This is a genomic window from Aeromonas veronii (genome assembly GCF_040215105.1).
GTDB lineage: Bacteria > Pseudomonadota > Gammaproteobacteria > Enterobacterales > Aeromonadaceae > Aeromonas > Aeromonas veronii_G.
Window position 1 is genome coordinate 2745226 of the sequence record NZ_CP157875.1, and the last position, 15135, is coordinate 2760360.

16 protein-coding genes are annotated in these 15135 nt (G+C 60.3%); 11 read left to right on the forward strand and 5 right to left on the reverse strand.

Going from position 1 to position 15135, the window contains the following annotated elements; translation table 11 throughout:
• The first annotated feature begins 93 nt into the window (after positions 1–93).
• From ABNP46_RS12710 to asnB, 11 genes are all read left to right on the forward strand, one after another.
• Positions 94–1635 (forward strand): TerC family protein, encoded by a 1542-nt coding sequence (locus ABNP46_RS12710; RefSeq protein WP_349918238.1) that lies wholly within the window; start codon positions 94–96, stop codon positions 1633–1635.
• Between the two features lie 186 nt (positions 1636–1821).
• Positions 1822–2943, forward strand: coding sequence for an alkene reductase (locus tag ABNP46_RS12715; protein ID WP_349918239.1), 1122 nt, complete (start codon positions 1822–1824; stop codon positions 2941–2943).
• 215 nt (positions 2944–3158) lie between these two features.
• On the forward strand, positions 3159–3644 hold the full coding sequence (locus ABNP46_RS12720; RefSeq protein WP_349918240.1) for a hypothetical protein: 486 nt from the start codon (positions 3159–3161) through the stop codon (positions 3642–3644).
• Between the two features lie 18 nt (positions 3645–3662).
• Positions 3663–4001: a hypothetical protein gene (locus ABNP46_RS12725; protein WP_349918241.1), complete on the forward strand. Its 339-nt coding sequence runs from the start codon at positions 3663–3665 to the stop codon at positions 3999–4001.
• A gap of 42 nt (positions 4002–4043) precedes the next feature.
• Entirely contained in the window at positions 4044–4286 is a 243-nt protein-coding gene (locus ABNP46_RS12730) for a hypothetical protein (protein ID WP_349918242.1), read from the forward strand.
• On the forward strand, positions 4283–4555 hold the full coding sequence (locus ABNP46_RS12735; protein ID WP_349918243.1) for a hypothetical protein: 273 nt from the start codon (positions 4283–4285) through the stop codon (positions 4553–4555). Before ABNP46_RS12730 ends, ABNP46_RS12735 begins: the two co-directional genes overlap by 4 nt.
• Before the next feature lie 49 nt (positions 4556–4604).
• Positions 4605–4925 (forward strand): hypothetical protein, encoded by a 321-nt coding sequence (locus ABNP46_RS12740; protein ID WP_349918244.1) that lies wholly within the window; start codon positions 4605–4607, stop codon positions 4923–4925.
• Positions 4918–7002 carry a heavy metal translocating P-type ATPase gene (locus tag ABNP46_RS12745; protein ID WP_349918245.1) on the forward strand — a complete coding sequence of 695 codons (2085 nt, stop codon included), beginning with the start codon at positions 4918–4920 and terminating at the stop codon, positions 7000–7002. The genes ABNP46_RS12740 and ABNP46_RS12745 overlap by 8 nt, the downstream gene beginning before the upstream one ends.
• A 420-nt stretch (positions 7003–7422) precedes the next feature.
• Complete coding sequence (locus ABNP46_RS12750; protein WP_349918247.1) at positions 7423–8172, forward strand: HAD-IIA family hydrolase; 750 nt, start codon at positions 7423–7425, stop codon at positions 8170–8172.
• Positions 8173–8294: 122 nt separating this feature from the next.
• Entirely contained in the window at positions 8295–8663 is a 369-nt protein-coding gene (locus tag ABNP46_RS12755; protein WP_349918248.1) for a cupin domain-containing protein, read from the forward strand.
• Between the two features lie 191 nt (positions 8664–8854).
• A complete protein-coding gene (asnB, locus tag ABNP46_RS12760; RefSeq protein ID WP_349918250.1) occupies positions 8855–10519 on the forward strand; it encodes an asparagine synthase B in 1665 nt (554 codons plus the stop codon).
• A 75-nt stretch (positions 10520–10594) separates the two neighbouring features.
• Here asnB and ABNP46_RS12765 read toward each other — a convergent pair whose 3' ends face one another.
• The 5 genes from ABNP46_RS12765 to ABNP46_RS12785 form a co-directional block, all read right to left on the reverse strand.
• On the reverse strand, positions 10595–11353 hold the full coding sequence (locus tag ABNP46_RS12765) for a hypothetical protein (RefSeq protein WP_349918251.1): 759 nt from the start codon (positions 11351–11353) through the stop codon (positions 10595–10597).
• On the reverse strand, positions 11353–11916 hold the full coding sequence (locus tag ABNP46_RS12770; RefSeq protein WP_349918252.1) for a ComF family protein: 564 nt from the start codon (positions 11914–11916) through the stop codon (positions 11353–11355). Before ABNP46_RS12770 ends, ABNP46_RS12765 begins: the two co-directional genes overlap by 1 nt.
• 345 nt (positions 11917–12261) lie before the next feature.
• Positions 12262–12900 carry a maleylacetoacetate isomerase gene (gene maiA / locus ABNP46_RS12775; protein WP_349918253.1) on the reverse strand — a complete coding sequence of 213 codons (639 nt, stop codon included), beginning with the start codon at positions 12898–12900 and terminating at the stop codon, positions 12262–12264.
• 72 nt (positions 12901–12972) lie between these two features.
• A complete protein-coding gene (locus tag ABNP46_RS12780; protein WP_349918255.1) occupies positions 12973–13971 on the reverse strand; it encodes a fumarylacetoacetate hydrolase family protein in 999 nt (332 codons plus the stop codon).
• Between the two features lie 9 nt (positions 13972–13980).
• Complete coding sequence (locus ABNP46_RS12785) at positions 13981–15135, reverse strand: homogentisate 1,2-dioxygenase (protein WP_349918257.1); 1155 nt, start codon at positions 15133–15135, stop codon at positions 13981–13983.

Below are 15135 nucleotides of genomic sequence, written 5' to 3' on the forward strand. Positions count from 1 at the left end.
AATCCGCGCCTCTGAACGACCACTGTGCCTAACCTTGTCACGGTCCTTTGCCGTGTCTGATACCCACGCCGTTCGTTTTTATTAGAGGTCAACATGGAATTCTTGCTGGATCCCGCCCTGCTGGTGGGTCTGTTTACCCTGATCATCCTGGAGATAGTCCTCGGGATCGACAACCTGGTCTTCATCGCCATCCTGGTGAAGAAGCTCCCCCCTGCCCAACGGGACAAGGCCCGCATCATCGGCCTCTCCCTGGCACTGCTGATGCGCCTTGGGCTGCTCAGCATCATGTCCTGGCTGGTCACCCTCACCACTCCCTTGCTGCACCTTGGCGATTTCGCCTTCTCCGGTCGGGATCTCATCCTGATGGGGGGTGGCCTGTTCCTGCTGTTCAAGGCCACCACCGAACTGCACGAGCGCCTCGAGGCCAAACCCGAGGTCCAGGGCCAGGTCGGCGTCTACGCGGGCTTTGGCGTGGTGATCGCCCAGATCCTGGTGCTGGATGCCGTCTTCTCTCTGGACTCCATCATCACCGCCGTCGGCATGGTGGATCACCTGGGGGTCATGATGGCGGCGGTGACCATCGCCATGGTGGTGATGGTGCTCGCCTCCAAGCCCCTGACCCGCTTCGTCAACGCCCACCCGACCGTGGTGGTGCTCTGTCTGAGCTTCCTGCTGATGATAGGTTTCAGCCTGGTGGCGGAAGGGTTTGGCTTCCATATTCCCAAGGGCTACCTCTACGCCGCCATCGGTTTCTCGGTGCTCATCGAGTTCTTCAACCAGTTGGCCCAGCGCAGCGCCCGTCGCCACGCATCCCGGCTTCCCCTGCGTGAACGCACCACGGCCGCCATCTTCCAGATGATGGGAGGCAGCAAGCGCAGTGCATCTCAGGAACTGGATGAAGACGAGGAGCAGGAACAGCCCCTGCCCCCCGGCTTTGGCGAGGAGGAGCGCAACATGGTGAGCGGCGTGCTGTCTCTCGCCGAGCGATCCATCCGCACCATCATGACGCCGCGATCCGAGATGGCCTGGATCGACGTCAATGACAGCCCGGACGAGATCCGCGCCCTGCTGCAACGGGAGCCTCACAGCCTGTTCCCGGTCTGTGACGGCGGGCTGGATGACCTCATCGGGGTGGTCAAGGCACGTGACCTGCTGTTCGCCCTGAACGAGGGGCAGTCTCTGCACGCACTCGCCAAGCAGAACGACCCCGTCATCGTGCCCCAGACCATCAACGTGATCCGATTGCTGGCGGAGCTGCGTCAGGCCAGGGGCAGTCTCATCCTGGTAACGGACGAATTCGGCGTCATTCAGGGGTTGGTGACCACCCACGATCTGCTGGAGGCCATCGTCGGCGAGCTGCCGGATGAGGACGAAACCCCGGACGTGGTCCGCGATGGGGAAGGCTGGCTTATCAACGGCAGCACCAACATCCATCAGGTGGAGCAGGCACTGGATTGCGACGGTCTGGTGAGCGAGAGCGATGAGTACGTGACCCTGGCGGGCATGCTGCTCTCCCACTTCGGCAGTCTGCCGGAGCAGGGCCAGCAGTTGCAACTGGGCGGGCATCACTTCGAGGTGCTGGCGGTGAACGAGCGACGCATCGAGCGAGTGAGGATCTGGGCGCTGCAGCCCTGACGCCAGGCCACGCCATGGGCGTGAATGGATGCCAATGAATCAAACCAGGGGGCCAGTCGGCCCTCTTTTTTTTGGCCTCCCATCGCCATTGCTGCACAAGTTGCAATTCTCTTCTGTGATTACCCCTCTTTTTCTCAATGCAGGCGGGGGATAGAGTCAGCACCATCACCCGATGAGGAATTCAAGATGAGCCACGACAACCTGTTCTGCCCCCTGCGCCTCGGCCAACTGCACCTGAACAACCGTATCGTCATGCCCCCCATGACCCGCTCCCGTGCCAGCCAGCCCGGAGACGTGGCCAACGCCATGATGGCCACCTACTACGGCCAGCGGGCCGACGCCGGTCTCATCGTGAGCGAAGGCACCCAGATCGATCCCCTCGGCAAAGGCTATGCCTGGACCCCGGGCATCCATAGCGCCGAGCAGGTCGCCGGCTGGAAGCTGGTAACGGACGCCGTCCATGCCAAGGGTGGCACCATCTTCTCCCAGCTCTGGCACGTGGGCCGGGTCACTCATCCGGACAACATCGGCGGCGCCCAGCCCATTTCGGCGTCAGCCATCAAGGCCGAAGGGGTCAAGGTCTTCGTGGACAACGGCAGCGACGCCCCGGGGTTTGTGGAAACCACCCTGCCCCGCGCCATGACCCAGGCCGACATCGACACCGTGGTGGGCCAGTTCCGCCGCGCCGCCCGCAACGCCATGGAGGCGGGGTTTGACGGCATCGAGCTGCACGCCGCCAACGGCTATCTCATCAACCAGTTCCTGGATTCCGAGTCCAATGCCCGTACCGACAACTACGGCGGCTCCCTCGAGAACCGGCTGCGCTTCTTGAAAGAGGTGGTCGAGGCGGTGAGCGCCGAGATCGGGGCGGATCGGGTCGGCGTGCGTCTGGCCCCCCTCACCACCCTGAATGGCACCGTGGATGCCAATCCGGAGCAGACCTATCTGGCCGCCGCCCGCCTGCTGGGGACGCTCGATGTCACCTATCTGCACATTGCCGAAGCGGACTGGGACGATGCTCCCCTGATGCCGGAGAACTTCAAGCAGGGGCTGCGGGATGCCTTCCCCAACACCCTCATTTACGCCGGCAAATACGATGGCGCGCGGGCGCGGGCCGCCCTCGCTGCGGGCTGGGCAGACATGATTGGCTTTGGCCGCCCCTTCGTGGCCAACCCCGATCTGCCGAATCGGCTGCGCCACGGCTACCCCTGGGCGCCCCATGATCCGGCCACCCTGTTTGGCGGCGCCGAGCACGGCCTCACCGACTACCCCGTCTATCAGGGGGAAAGCGCCCCGCAACCCGCCTGATCGATAGCGGCTCTCCCTTCTGTTTATTGGCCCCCGCCCTGCGGGGGCTGTTTATTTTGTTAACCCCCCTCTTGTATCAGCCACTCTCTGTATCGCCCCCTCCTCCCCGCGCCCAAAAACCGGGAGTCAATCATCACTTGTCTGATGAAGATCAAAACCTTGTCATGACAAGAGGCAGATAGTGCACCCATCTCACCCTTCAGGGAGTCATGGTTGTGAGCACCACACAGACCCGGCTGGTCGCCTCGGTAGCGGGACGACTTCGCATCAGACAGGGCAGCGCGGATCCTGCCCAATTGACCCGCTGGCAGACAGAAGTGGCCAGCTGGCCCGGGGTGCAGAGCGCCCGCCTCAACCGGGCGGCCCTCAGCCTCATCGTGCAATACGCCACGGCGCACTGTTCCCAGTCCGAGATGGAGTCCCGCATCCGGGCCCTCTGCCTTGAGGGCGAGGCTGAGCCGGTGTCGACGCAGACCCCGACTGTTGCACCACCACGGCGACGAACCTCACTGCGTCCCCACAAGGCGGCCTGGCGCAGACGCGCCAACCGGGGGGCCAAGATAACCGCCATGGTAGCCCTGCCGCTCTCCATTGCCCTGGTCTACGCCGGCCACAAGCGCCTGCACGCCGCCACCGGCTGGCTGTTCGTCGCGGCCCTGTCGGTGCATCTGGCCATCCATCGTCGCAACGTTTTCCATTAAGCAGAGCAAAGGTACGGCATGACACGCCTTGAACAGCTGCGGGCCCTGACCCGCCACCTGACCATCGCCCACCACATCCCCGGCCGGGTTCGTTTCAAACTCAAGCTGGGGGCCCTCGGCAGTGCCGAAATGAGCCAGCTTGGCCAGATGGGACAGCTCAAGCAGATGATTGAGACCATGCCCGGCATTCGCGATCTTCGCGTCAACCCCGCCGCCCTCTCCTGCGTGGTGGAGTACGACCCGGCCCAGATAACCCCTCCCCTGTGGGAGTCCCTCGTCGAGGGGAAAGAGTGTGAACAGGTCCACCAGGCCCTGGATCGCATCGAGCACCATGTCCAGACCTTTTCCCATGGTTGATCCCGCCCAGCCGCGGCGATCCCATTCACAAGGAGCCATATCATGATCCCGTTGATCGTCGGCGCCATCGCCGGTGCCTTGGCCGTGCGCACATTGCAGCGCACCCGCCCCGCCGTATCCCTTCACAAGGCCAAAGACTCCCTGCGCCAGGTGTCCATCGCCGGACTCACCAGCCTGGAGCACTCCTCCGCCAGGTTGCGCCAGCAGTTGAGCGAGCCACAGGCCCCCGCACCGGACGCCGAGGGGGTGGCCGAGCAAGAAGCGCCCGAGGAGCCCAAGGCATGACCACCGACAATCGCGAGCTCGCCAATCACTTCGCCCGGGGCGCCGTGGCAGGGGGGCTGCTCAGCGCACTGCAAAGCGGCGCCAAACCGGGTAAACGCTCCCGGCGCAAGGTGCTGCGCCATGCCCTGCAGGGGGGGATTGCCACCGCCACCGGCCTCGGGGTCGCCAACGCCCTCGAGCAAGGTAACCTCTCGCGAGCCGGCCTGCTGCTCGCGGGCGGCATCCTCGGCATCGCCAGCGCAGAGCGGCTGCTGACCCCCCGCGACTGACACATACACAGACACTCCCCTCCATTGAACAAGCCAAAGGAATCATCTCATGGGTAAGAAGAGCAAGAAGGCCTACAAGAAGCTGTTGAAGGCACAGATGGCACAGGGCAACGGCGCTCAGGCTGGCATAGGGCAAGCCCAGGGCTGGCTCGGCAAGTTGCAGGGCAACAGCACCCAGCAACTGCTGCTGGGGGCCGCCATCGGGGCGGCGGCGGCCTATGTGCTCAGCAACGACGAGATGCGCGAGAAGATAGTGCGCTCCGCCGTGCGCCTCTACAGCGACATCAGCGGCGGCGTGGCCGAACTCAAGGAACAGATGGCGGACATGCAGGCCGAGCTGCAGGCTCAGGGCGGCGAGCAGGATGAGTAGCGAGAGCGCTCTCTCCTCCCTGCGCCTGGTTCACCAGTGCCGGGGACGGGCGCGCTGGCGCTATGGCTGCCACGGACGGCCGCCGCTGGATCAGCCGGGGCTTCGCTACGCCATCGCCGATCTGCCCGGGGTGCAGGCGGTCAGGTTCAACCCCAAGGCCAGCTCGCTTATCGTCACCTTTGACGCGCAGGTGACCGAAATACAATCCCTGGCGGAGCAGATCCTCTCCCTCGCCCCGCCCCCGGGCCGGTTAACCCCGCCGGCATCGCCCCCTGATGCCGTCAGCCGCACCCGGCTCGCCACCAATCTGGCGGCCCTGCTCGGGGTCAACCTGCTGCCGGTGCCGCTGCGATTGCCCCTCTCCCTGCTGATGGCGATGCCGGTGCTTCGCCACGGCGCCGGGGAGCTCTTCTCCCGCGGTCTCACCTCCCACGTGCTGGAGGGCATGGCGGTCTCCATCTCCCTTGGCAGCGGCGATTATCTCGCGGCCAACACCACCTCCTTCATGCTGGAGCTGGGGGAATATCTGGAAGAGTCCATCTCCCGGCGATCCGATGACATGCTGCGGGAATTGCTCAAGCCCGCCAGCGACGAGATCTGGGTCGAGCGGGACGGGGTGGAGATCCTGGTGCCGGCGGGCGAGGTGCAGGTGGGCGAGACGGTGATCGTCGCCACCGGCATGGTCATCCAGATAGACGGTACCGTGCTCGGCGGGGAGGCCTATGTCAACGAGGCCTCCATGACCGGCGAGAGCCGCTCCGTGGCCAAGGCACGGGGCGATGCCGTGATGTCCGGCACCGTGCTGGAGGATGGGCGACTGCGCATCTACGCCGAGCACGTGGGTCAGCGCACCGCCGCCGCCCGCATCGCCGACTATGTGCAGCAGTCCCTCACCGCCAAGAGCGAGGTGCAACTGCAGGCCTCCCGGCTGGCCGACAGGCTGGTGCCGAGGGTGCTCGGGCTCGCGGGCTCGGCCTACCTGCTCAGCGGAGACTGGCGCCGCGCCGCCGCCGTGCTGCAGGCGGACTACTCCTGCGCCCTCAAGCTCGCCACCCCGGTGGCCTTCAAGTCGGCCATGTATGCCGCGGGCAAGGGGGGCATCCTCATCAAGGGGGCCACGGCCCTCGAGCGCCTGGCCGAGGCCGATACCTTCATCTTCGACAAGACCGGCACCCTGACCAACGGCGATCTGGTGGTGACCGATTCCATCACCTTCGATTCCGCCTACACGGCGGACGATCTCATCTGGCTCGCCGCCTCGGTGGAGGAGCACTACTTCCACCCCCTGGCCATCGCCGTGGTGGAGGCGTCCCGCAACATCGAGGGGCGCCACTTCGATCACACCGAGGTGGAGTTCATCGTCGCCCACGGGGTGGCGAGCGAGATCGACGGCAAACGCATCGTGGTGGGCTCGCGCCACTTCGTGGAAGAAGATGAGGGGATCGATGTCAGCCCCTGGCAAGAGACCCTGCACGGCCTCTACCACGAGGGCAAGACCCTGCTCTACATCGGCTACGGCGGCAGTCTCATCGGGGTGCTGGCCCTGCGCGACACGGTACGCGAGCAGAGCGCCGCCACCCTCGCCCGGTTGCGCCAGTCCGGGGTGAAGCGGATCCTGATGCTGACCGGGGATCACCACGACAGGGCCCAGGATCTCGCCGATCGGCTCGGCATCGACGAGGTGTTTGCCCAGCTGCTGCCTGAGGAGAAGGCCAGCATCATAGAGCAGCTCACCGCAGAGGGGGCCCGCATCGCCTTCGTCGGGGATGGCATCAACGATGCCCCGGCGCTGGCGGGCGCCCACGTCGGGATCGCCATGCAGAAGGGGGCCGACATCGCCCGCATCTCCGCCGACATTGCCCTGCTGCAGGACGACATCGGTCGGGTGGCCGAGGCCCGCGAGCTGGCCTGCGCCGCCATGGGGCTCATTCACGACAACTACCGCATCACCATCGGCGCCAACACCGCCATCCTGGGGGCGGCGGCGGTCGGACTGTTGAGCCCCATCGTCGCCTCGGTGCTGCACAACGGCACCACCATCGGCATCCTGCTCAATGCCCTGCGAGGGCGGCACTGAGCCACGTGCTTGCCCGCTCACACGGGGCCCGCCGCGATGGGCCCCGTGCTTTTTCCTCCCGCCCTCCCCGCGCATCCCTCTCGCACTCTGGCCTGCGCCCGGCCCCCTCACCGTCCATCAGAAGCCGGGCAAGCATCCCTAAGCCATTCAATGTCGACCCAAGGTAGTGTTATTGACTACAAAATAGAGAGCATACGATTCATTTGGTATGTATTTCTGCATTTAACAGCATGATAGTTCACCCGCCAGGCCCCAAGACGCGGGGTCAACTGCCGGTATGCCGCCTTTTATTCCTTGAGGACGCCCATCTGGCGCGCCGGGGGAGACTTGTCATCAAAGCGCCTTATAATGGCGCCAGAAAAACCATAACTGATTGAAGACATGAGAGGTGGAGAACCACCTCCCCTACAAGGAGTCCCTATGAAGAAAAACGTCATCTGCGATATCGACGGCGTCATCCTGCACAACAACGATCTCATTCCGGGGGCTGATCGCTTCGTTCATCGCCTGCTGGAGCAGGGCAGCAAGCTGTTGTTCCTCACCAACTATCCGGCCCAGACCCAGAAAGATCTGCAAAACCGCTTCCGCTCCGCCGGCATCGAGGTGCCCGAGGAGTGCTTCTACACCTCCGCCATGGGCACCGCCGATTTTCTCAAGCGCCAGGATGGCAAGAAGGCCTATGTGATCGGTGAAGGGGCCCTGACCCACGAGCTTTACAAGGCCGGTTTCACCATCACCGACATCGACCCCGACTTCGTGGTGGTGGGGGAGACCCGCAACTACAACTGGAGCATGATGCAGCTCGGCGCCAAGTTCGTGGATCAGGGGGCCCGCTTCATCGCCACCAACCCGGACACCCACGGCCCCATGATGTACCCGGCCTGCGGTGCCCTCTGCGCCCCCATCGAACGAATGACCGGCAAGAAGCCCTTCTACGTGGGCAAGCCGAGTGCCTGGATCATCCGCGCGGCGCTCAACCGGATGGAGGCCCACTCCGACGACACCATCATCATCGGCGACAACCTGCGCACCGATATCCTGGCGGGCTTCCAGGCAGGACTGGAAACCGTGCTGGTGCTATCCGGGGTGAGCAAGGTGGCGGACATCGACCGCATGCCGTTTCGACCAAACCACATCTTCGACTCCGTGGTCGACATCGACATCGTCTGATCTCCCCGGCTTGCGCCTCCCCCGCCCCTTGGCAAGGGGCGCCTCTTCGTTTAACTTAATCGCAACACCGTTAAACAAAATAAACGGGAGCAGGACGCTCCCTCTCATTGCAAGGAGGCCTCATGAAGAACCTCAGCGACTGGATCCTGCTGGACAGGCACCCCGTCTCCCCCACTCCGCTGATGCCCGCTCCCGATCGCATCCAGTCCGGCCATCCGAGCCAGACCCTGTGGAATCACTATTCCGACCCGAGCCAGCAGTTTCACGTGGGCTTCTGGGCCTGCGAGCCCGGGTGCTGGGCCGTGCACTACACCGAGCACGAGTATTGCCAGTTGCTCGAGGGCGAGGCGCTGATCCACGACGATAAAGGGGGCACATTGCACCTCAGACCCGGTGATCAGTTCGTCATCCCGGCAGGCTTTGTCGGGCAGTGGGAAACCCTGGTCGCCTGCCGCAAGCTCTACGTGATCTTCGAGCCCGCGACGGCTTGACGTCCCCGTCAACCGACTCCTCTTTTCAGCCCCTTCCCCTGCCGCCCGCTTGACGCTGGCGGCATGATTTTATGCGGTTTTCCCGCTTGCAAAAGGGTTTTACGCTAGGCATTGTGATTGGCGAGGAATGTAAATGGAATTTCGAGCCCAAACGTGGGGGGCTCTATAAAAATCAATGAGGATTACCGCCAATGTGTTCTATTTTCGGCATTCTGGACATCAAGTCCGACGCAGTCGCCCTGCGCAAGTCGGCCCTGGAAATGTCCAAGCGACTGCGTCACCGCGGGCCTGACTGGTCCGGCGTCTACAGCTCTGACAAGGCCATTCTGGTGCACGAGCGCCTGGCCATCGTCGATCCGGGCAATGGCGCCCAGCCGCTCTACAACCCCGAGCGTACCCATGTGCTGGCCGTCAACGGCGAGATCTACAACCACAAGGAACTGGAGAAGACCCTCAAGGTCGATTTCCAGTTCCAGACCAAGTCCGACTGTGAAGTGCTGCTGGCGCTTTACAAGGAGAAAGGCCCGGCGTTTCTCGACGATCTGAACGGCATCTTCGCCTTCATCCTCTACGACGCCGAACAGGATGCCTACCTCATCGGTCGCGATCACATGGGGATCATCCCCCTCTACACCGGCCGCGACGAGCACGGCAACTTCTACGTGGCGTCCGAGATGAAGGCCCTGGTACCGGTGTGCAAGAGCGTCGAGACCTTCCCGCCGGGACACTACCTGTGGAGCAAGGATGGCGAACTTAAAACTTGGTACAAACGCGACTGGATGGAATACGGCGCGGTCGAGCAGAACGTCAGCGACAAGGCTGAACTGAAAGCGGCGCTGGAAGCGGCGGTCAAGCGTCAGCTGATGTGCGACGTGCCCTACGGCGTGCTGCTCTCCGGCGGTCTGGATTCGTCCGTCATCTCCGCCATCACCAAGCTCTATGCGGCCCGCCGCATCGAGGACGATGGCAAGAGCGAGGCCTGGTGGCCCCAGTTGCACTCCTTCGCCGTGGGGCTGGAAGGCTCACCGGATCTCGCCGCCGCCCGCAAGGTGGCCGATCACCTCGGCACCATTCACCACCAGATCCACTTCACCGTGCAAGAGGGGCTGGATGCCCTGCGGGACGTCATCTATCACCTCGAGACCTATGACGTCACCACCATCCGCGCCTCCACCCCCATGTACCTGATGGCCCGCTATATCAAGGCGATGGGCATCAAGATGGTGCTCTCGGGCGAGGGCTCGGACGAGTTGTTCGGCGGTTATCTCTACTTCCACAAGGCGCCGAACGCCCGCGAGTTCCACGAAGAGAACGTGCGCAAACTCGCCTCCCTGCACCTGTATGACTGCCTGCGGGCCAACAAATCCATGGCAGCCTGGGGCGTGGAGGGCCGTGTGCCCTTCCTCGACAAGGAGTTCATGGACGTGGCGATGCGCCTGCAGCCCGCCGACAAGATGTGCGGTAAGGGCAAGATCGAGAAGCATATCCTGCGGGAAGCGTTCGAGGAGCTGCTGCCCCACGAGGTGGCCTGGCGTCAGAAGGAGCAGTTCTCCGACGGCGTGGGTTACTCCTGGATTGACAGCCTCAAAGCCATGGTCGAGGAAGAGGTGACGGATCAGATGTTCGAGGCGGCGGCATTCCGCTTCCCCATCAACACCCCGCTCACCAAGGAAGCCTATTTCTACCGCGCCATCTTCGACGAGCACTTCCCGCTGGAAGCCGCCGCCCGCACCGTGCCCTACGGCAAGTCGGTCGCCTGCTCCACTCCGACTGCATTGGAGTGGGATGCCAAGTTCAAGGAGATGGCCGATCCATCCGGTCGCGCCGTGATGGACGTCCACCAACAGGGTTACTAAGCATGTTTTGGTTAATTTGACTACACCGAAACATTTGAGATGAATATCGCCAACCTTATATGGTTGGCGGTATTTTCAGCCCCTCATACCACCATATCCATTGTTATTATTCTTGGCTTTTAGCTTAGTAATTAAAGTCTTTACAAAATCAGGCCTAAATCTAATGCCTGCATGTTTACCTCGATGCATGACATTAAATGAAACATCATCAATTAATGTTTTATATGTAGATTTATTTTCTTCAGAGCTTTTCGATATGTATCTATGGCTAACAAGATATGCATTTAGTTTTTTAACATCATCAAATTCTTTTACACCATTCTCATAAAGCATATTTAATACGTCGCTAGCAGTCAGTCCATTAGAGCTATGATATATTTTAGTAATGTTTTCTTCAGTTATCTCGTTGATTGGAAGCTCCAGCTTCGTAGAAAACACTCTTACCTTTTTTTCATTGCGCAATGCTCTAATAATATTATTATATGAGCCTGTACTTTTCTCATCCCATACAATAAAACTAATATCTGAGTCTAAGGTCATCCTCTCATCTTTAAATGTTTGTCTCTTTCGCTCACCTTTAACATCATTTGGCACAGGAACATTTATCAATTTAAATCCATCAATATAGTTCCTTGGTATTTCGCTAATGCTATACACAGTTACTTTGGTAAAGTTTATTTTTCGACAATATTCTTGGAGAAGTATGTCAAACCCTGCTGCATCGCCAACCAAGATATTATATTGACCGATATCCTTTATCTGATCAACACTTGCCTGTATGCGCTCAGGTAAAGACTTAATGCTAATTGAACCAGAAAAAAATACGCTACTCATCACCTATGCACCCTGGTTTTGGTTAGTGTGACTACATATACATCATTGACCAGGCCGATATTATACATGGTTTTTGTTAGCTCGTTAAGGGTCGACCCTGACCGAAACAAGTCATCCACAATCAATATTTTTTTATTTTTGTATCTGGCGTCTACATGAAAAGCTCCATTCAGAAGAGCGCTACGTTCCTGCGGTGATTCTATAGATTTTAATTCTGCCGTATTTTTTACCTTTACCAAATAACTAGGGTCATATGTGATATTCAACACCTTGGCTACTCGCTCCGCAATTACATATACCGGCTGTATTCGTCGGTCTTTAGATGCCGGAACAGGAACAATTGCCGATATGTACTGTGTGACTATTCTTGTACGCATAAAACGCACAATTTCATTCACCAGAAAATCTATATGATCTTCACTGTGATACTTCAACCTATTAAGTGCATGACCTATTGTGGAGTACGTATTTTCGAAACTTCCATCAGGAAGCATAACACTATTGGTTGTATGTAGATCTAGTGCCCAACCAGCTTTCCAGTTACCGTCTATTGTATATGACATATTATATCCCCATAAAATAAAAAGAATACATAAGACTCTCATACAACAAGTAGGAAAAATGTGATGGGAATCAAAAACAAATAAATAACCTATACGCGACATATAAATGCATAGGTGGTGATGCCTCTTTTCAAAATACAGCTTCACATCATCATCGATTAATGAATAACTAGTCTGTTGGTAAGTCGAGGCTGCGAAATTAATGGTAACTAAAAATGACTCTCTCTAAAAAATCGAGAAAGCCATTTTCTATCATGCAAAAAGCTGTAAATAACACATAGAATCTCATGAGCCCAAAACAAATACTTTTTCTATAAGTTTAAGCTCATCCCCCTCCCCAAAAAATTACCCTTGTGCATCCGGCTGATTGGCGGGAGCCGCCTGAATAAAGGCCTGCAACTGTTCACAGTTCGCGACGATGCGCTCTATGGTGGGGTAGTCGCTCAGGGTCATGTTGAAGCGGCGGGCATTGTAGACCTGGGGCACCAGCATGCAGTCCGCCAGGGTCACCTCGTTGCCGACGCTGTAGACCCCGGCCGTGGTCATCAGCAACTGCTCGAGGGCGGTGAAGGTCTCGTCGATCCAGTGGCAGTACCACTGGTCACGGTGCGCCTTGCCCTGCCCCAGCTCCTGCTCCAGGTAGTTGAGTACCCTCAGGTTGTTCAGGGGATGGATGTCGCAGGCGATCATGTTGACGATCTGGCGCACCCTGGCCCTGTCCTCGGCGGCGGAGGGCATCAGCGGGTAGGCAGGATAGGTCTCGTCGAGGTACTCCATGATGGCGACGGACTGGCCTATCTGCACCTCACCATCGACCAGAAAGGGCACCAATCCCTGGGGATTGACGCGGCGATAAGCCTTCTCTTTCTGTTCCCCCTTGCCCAGATGGACCGGGTGCTGCTCATAACTGAGGCCTTTCAGTTGCAGCACCAGACGCACGCGAAAGCTGGCCGATGAACGCCAATATCCAAACAACTGCAGCATATTCTGTCCCTGTGATGGCAGGTGACTGGCACCTGCCTTGTCGCCTGCCGACCCGGTGATCGGCCAAGGCTCCTAGCTCGTCTGGCTGGCATCCCCTTGCGTGACACGCTGTGAAATGGTGCCAAACAGACTCATCCCGTTGCGATCCTGCATCGCGATGGACACTGTATCACCAAAGCGCAGGAAGGGTGTAGTGGCCTGACCTGACTCGATAATTTCCAGCATCCGCAGCTCGGCGAGGCAGGAGGAACCGGCGCTTCTGTCGTAGTTGGAGACGGTGCCGGAGCCGATGATGCAGCCTGCCCCGAGCGGCCTCGTCTTGGCGGCGTGGGCAATCAGCTCGAAGAAGTTGAAGGTCATGTCCACCCCCGCATTCGGGGCACCGAACAGGGCACCGTTCAGATGGGTCAACAGCGGCAGGTGCACCTTGCCATCGCGCCAATCCTGGCCGAGCTCGTCCGGGGTGATGGCTACCGGCGAGAAGGTGCTGGAGGGCTTGGACTGGAAGAAGCCAAACCCCTTGGCAAGCTCCCCCGGGATGAGGTTGCGAAGGCTCACGTCGTTGACCAGCATCAGCAGCTTGACGTGGGTCGCGGCCGCCTCCTGGCTTACCCCCATGGGCACATCGTCGGTGATGATGGCCACCTCGGATTCAAAGTCGATGCCCCACTCCTCGGCCCCCATGACGATGGCGCCGCGCGGAGCCAGGAAGCTGTCGGAGCCCCCCTGATACATCAGGGGATCGTGCCAGAAGCTCTCCGGCATCTCGGCGCCGCGCGCCTTGCGTACCAGCTCCACGTGGTTGACATAGGCACTGCCATCCGCCCACTGGTAGGCACGGGGCAGCGGAGAGAGACAGGCCGACTCATCGAAGGGGAAGGCATCGGCCAGGGCCCCATCGTTGAGCGCCTGATAGATGGCGGCAAGGCGGGGGGCGGTCTGCGGCCATTCATCCAGCGCCCCCTGCAGGGTCGGCGCTATGCCCGATACCAGAACGGCGCGGGAGAGATCCCGGCTCACCACCACCAGGGCGCCGTCACGCTTGCCATTATTCAATGTTGCCAGTTTCATGAGAGATCCTTATTTGCCACTCGGGGCGAGTTCGGGGCGCAGCCAGCTGTTGACGTAACGGGGGTTCTCTACCCCCTCACACAGACTGCCCACGTTCAGGGCATCCCGGGTATCCAGCATCACGGCCACCTCGTCGGTAAATTTCTTGGCATAGGCCTGGCCTGCCGCGAACGCCTTGGGATGGGGGCCATGGGTGAAACCGGCCGGATGGAAGGTGACCATGCCCCGCTCTATGTTGTCCCGGCTGAAGAAGTCACCGGCGTGGTAGAAGAGCACCTCATCGAAGTCATCGTTGCTGTGGTAGAAAGGCACCCGCAGGGCACCGGGATCGCTCTCGATGGGGCGCGGCACGAAGGTGCAGACCACGAAACGGCTCGCCACGAAGGTGGAATGGGCCGAGGGAGGCAGGTGGTAGCGATGGCTCATCAGCGGGCGAATGTCGCGCCAGTTGAGGCGCACCACGCACAAGTCCCCGTGCCAGCCCTGGGCATCCAGCGGATTGAACGGCCAGGTGACGACCGAGACCTGATTGTGACGCTTGATCTGCAGGGACCAGGGATTCTCATCCTGTTGGGCGAGGAAGGCCGGGTCTATGGCGGGCACCTCCAGGGCCGCCGGATCGAAGATGGCATGATTACCCACCAGCCCCTTGTCCGGCAGCTGATAACTGTCGTCCGTGGCCTCTATCATCAGAATGAACAGCGGCTCAGTCGGCTCTATGCGCCACATTGTGCCACGGGGGATCACCACATAGTCCCCGTCCCGCACGCTCAGGTGGCCGTAATCACAATAGAGCTCCCCGCTCCCCTCGTGGATGAACAGCAGCTCGTCACCGTCGGCATTGCGCACCAGGAAGGGCATCTCCTCGGACAGGCGCCACACCCGGTAGCGGCAGTGGGCGTTGTGCAGAATGTCCGGCATCACCCAGGGGGAGAGGGAGCTTATCTCCTCGGTCAGGCCATTCAAGTCAAAAGCCCTTGGCCGCAGCGGCCCCTCCCAACCCACCCAGTCGGTGGGGGCATGCTTGTGGTGCATGTGGGTGGCCGGGCCGAAAAAGCCGGCGCGCCCGAGCTCGCGCTCGTAGATGGCCTGCTCCGGCAGATCGGCGTGGGCCTGGCGGGAGTGGGTCCCCTCCCGGTGGGGAAAGCTTATCCAGTTACGCAT

Excerpts from the sequence above, each read along its gene's own strand:
- ABNP46_RS12715 (WP_349918239.1), top strand. The coding sequence starts at position 1,822 with ATGAGCCACGACAACCTGTTCTGCCCCCTGCGCCTCGGCCAACTGCAC.
- ABNP46_RS12730 (WP_349918242.1), top strand. The coding sequence starts at position 4,044 with ATGATCCCGTTGATCGTCGGCGCCATCGCCGGTGCCTTGGCCGTGCGC.
- ABNP46_RS12725 (WP_349918241.1), top strand. The coding sequence starts at position 3,663 with ATGACACGCCTTGAACAGCTGCGGGCCCTGACCCGCCACCTGACCATC.
- ABNP46_RS12785 (WP_349918257.1), bottom strand. The coding sequence starts at position 15,135 with ATGCGTAACTGGATAAGCTTTCCCCACCGGGAGGGGACCCACTCCCGC.
- maiA (WP_349918253.1), bottom strand. The coding sequence starts at position 12,900 with ATGCTGCAGTTGTTTGGATATTGGCGTTCATCGGCCAGCTTTCGCGTG.
- ABNP46_RS12710 (WP_349918238.1), top strand. The coding sequence starts at position 94 with ATGGAATTCTTGCTGGATCCCGCCCTGCTGGTGGGTCTGTTTACCCTG.
- ABNP46_RS12745 (WP_349918245.1), top strand. The coding sequence starts at position 4,918 with ATGAGTAGCGAGAGCGCTCTCTCCTCCCTGCGCCTGGTTCACCAGTGC.
- ABNP46_RS12755 (WP_349918248.1), top strand. The coding sequence starts at position 8,295 with ATGAAGAACCTCAGCGACTGGATCCTGCTGGACAGGCACCCCGTCTCC.
- asnB (WP_349918250.1), top strand. The coding sequence starts at position 8,855 with ATGTGTTCTATTTTCGGCATTCTGGACATCAAGTCCGACGCAGTCGCC.
- ABNP46_RS12750 (WP_349918247.1), top strand. The coding sequence starts at position 7,423 with ATGAAGAAAAACGTCATCTGCGATATCGACGGCGTCATCCTGCACAAC.
- ABNP46_RS12780 (WP_349918255.1), bottom strand. The coding sequence starts at position 13,971 with ATGAAACTGGCAACATTGAATAATGGCAAGCGTGACGGCGCCCTGGTG.
- ABNP46_RS12770 (WP_349918252.1), bottom strand. The coding sequence starts at position 11,916 with ATGTCATATACAATAGACGGTAACTGGAAAGCTGGTTGGGCACTAGAT.
- ABNP46_RS12740 (WP_349918244.1), top strand. The coding sequence starts at position 4,605 with ATGGGTAAGAAGAGCAAGAAGGCCTACAAGAAGCTGTTGAAGGCACAG.
- ABNP46_RS12765 (WP_349918251.1), bottom strand. The coding sequence starts at position 11,353 with ATGAGTAGCGTATTTTTTTCTGGTTCAATTAGCATTAAGTCTTTACCT.
- ABNP46_RS12735 (WP_349918243.1), top strand. The coding sequence starts at position 4,283 with ATGACCACCGACAATCGCGAGCTCGCCAATCACTTCGCCCGGGGCGCC.